This window comes from Muricoccus nepalensis, from assembly GCF_006438825.1.
In the GTDB taxonomy this organism is placed as follows: Bacteria; Pseudomonadota; Alphaproteobacteria; order Acetobacterales; family Acetobacteraceae; genus Roseomonas; species Roseomonas nepalensis.
In genome coordinates this window covers 1-1,706 of sequence record NZ_RCZP01000113.1, presented here as the reverse complement: position 1 = coordinate 1,706, position 1,706 = coordinate 1, and the positions used below count along the sequence as shown (strand labels likewise).

The 1,706-nt window shown below is 70.3% G+C and carries 2 protein-coding genes; both read right to left on the bottom strand.

Translation table 11 applies throughout. From position 1 onward, the window contains the following. The coding region (locus tag EAH89_RS30790; RefSeq protein ID WP_140887992.1) for a helix-turn-helix domain-containing protein at positions 1–227 on the bottom strand (227 nt) is incomplete at its 3' end. 340 nt (positions 228–567) lie between these two features. Then, positions 568–1,605, bottom strand: coding sequence for an IS110 family RNA-guided transposase (locus tag EAH89_RS30785; protein WP_140887989.1), 1,038 nt, complete (start codon positions 1,603–1,605; stop codon positions 568–570). Positions 1,606–1,706 lie beyond the last annotated feature (101 nt).

The window sequence follows — 1,706 nt, the reverse complement described above, 5'->3', positions numbered from 1 at the left end:
TCTCGCAGACCCTCCAGGCCCTCAGCGTTGAAGCGCACCACCGCGTCACGCAACGCCTGCCGCTCCAGCCCCACCAGCCGTGCCGCCTCCGCCCGGCTCAGCCCGTCCAGAGCATGCGCCACCGCCAGCATCCGCGTCGCGGTTCGTCGGTTCCGCTCGCGCCGCGCCAAGCGCCGGAGATCGCCCGCACTCGCCACATCCCTCCGGATCTCCAGGGCTCGCCCCATCCGCCTACCCCGCCAGGTCAGGCCTGAAGCGAATCACCATCCCCGCCTACGCGGAAATCACACCAGAGTCATGTGTGGACGGCCCCTTCGCCGCAAGGGGGATATGACGTTGTGGCGCCGCGGTCGGGTGCAGTCATGTGTCCGGCCTTTTTACGCGGCTCTCTGACCGCTGGCCCTGATGCAGTCCGCGGCCCGGCTCCCAATCAGTTTGTCGCGCACGGGGCGCAAGACTCTGGACGGGCTGTACCAGGCCCCGGCTTCGACCGGTGTGCCATCACGTCGCCATCACCCTCGCGACCCCACCGGCAGCGGCGATAGCCGGTGGGGGTCCTCTACAACCTCATGCCGGGGCGGGCTGGGGCATGGTCGGGGCGCGGTAGGTCCCGCCCCGGGTCAGGAGCGCCCAGACGATGCGGGCGGTTTTGTTGGCCTGCGCGACGGCAGCGAGCTTCGCCGGGCGGCGCTCCAGCAGGCGCTTGAGCCAGCCTGCCTCGGCGGCCGATCGGGTCCGGGCATGGCGGATGACCGCGACCGCGCCGAGCACGAGCAGGCGGCGCAAGGTGCGGTCGCCCTGCTTGGAGATGCCGCCCTGGCGCTCCTTGCCGCCGCTCGAGTTCTGCCGGGGCACCAGCCCGATCCAGGCAGCCAGGTGCCGGGCCGAGCGGAACCGGGTGGGATCGGGGAGGCTGGCGACCAGCGCGGACGCCGTGATCGGCCCGATACCGGGAATAGTGGCGAGGCGACGGCTGGTCTCGTTCCCCTTGTGCCAGGTCAGGATGGCGGCCTCAGTGGCCTCGATCCGCTCGCCCAGGCTCTCCAGCTCGGCAGCCAACCCCCGCAGCGCCTGCCGGGCCAGCATCGGCAGCACGGCCTCGTCTTCGCCCAGGAGAACGGCCAGCAGGTCGGTGACGCGTGAGATGCCTTGAGGCGCGATCACGCCGAACTCGGCCATGTGCCCACGAAGCGCGTTCACCAGCATCGTCCTCTGCCGCACCAGCAGGTCCCGCGTCCGGTGCAGCATCAGTACCGCCTGCTGCTCAGGCGTCTTGACCGGGACGAACCGCATGGTCGGGCGGGTCACTGCCTCGCAGATCGCCTCGGCGTCCGCCGCGTCCGTCTTGCCGCGCTTGACGTAGGGCTTCACGTAGGATGCCGGCATCAGCCGGATCTCGTGACCCAACGCCCGGATCTCGCGCGCCCAGTGATGCGCCGTGCCGCACGCCTCGATGCCGACAAGGCAGGGCGGCAGGCCTCGAAAGAAGGTCAGCACCTCGACCCGCTGCAGCTTTCGCCGTAGCACGGCCCGGCCAGCCTCATCCACGCCGTGCGCCTGGAACACGCGCTTGGCGATGTCCAAGCCGATGGTGGTAACCTGCATGCGGACGGTCCCTTCGCTCGCTGACCTCAACAGCCGCGAGCCTGGCACATCGATGCCGCTCAGGGGCCGTCCACCGCATCAGTTCATCCGCTCGGCGGTAT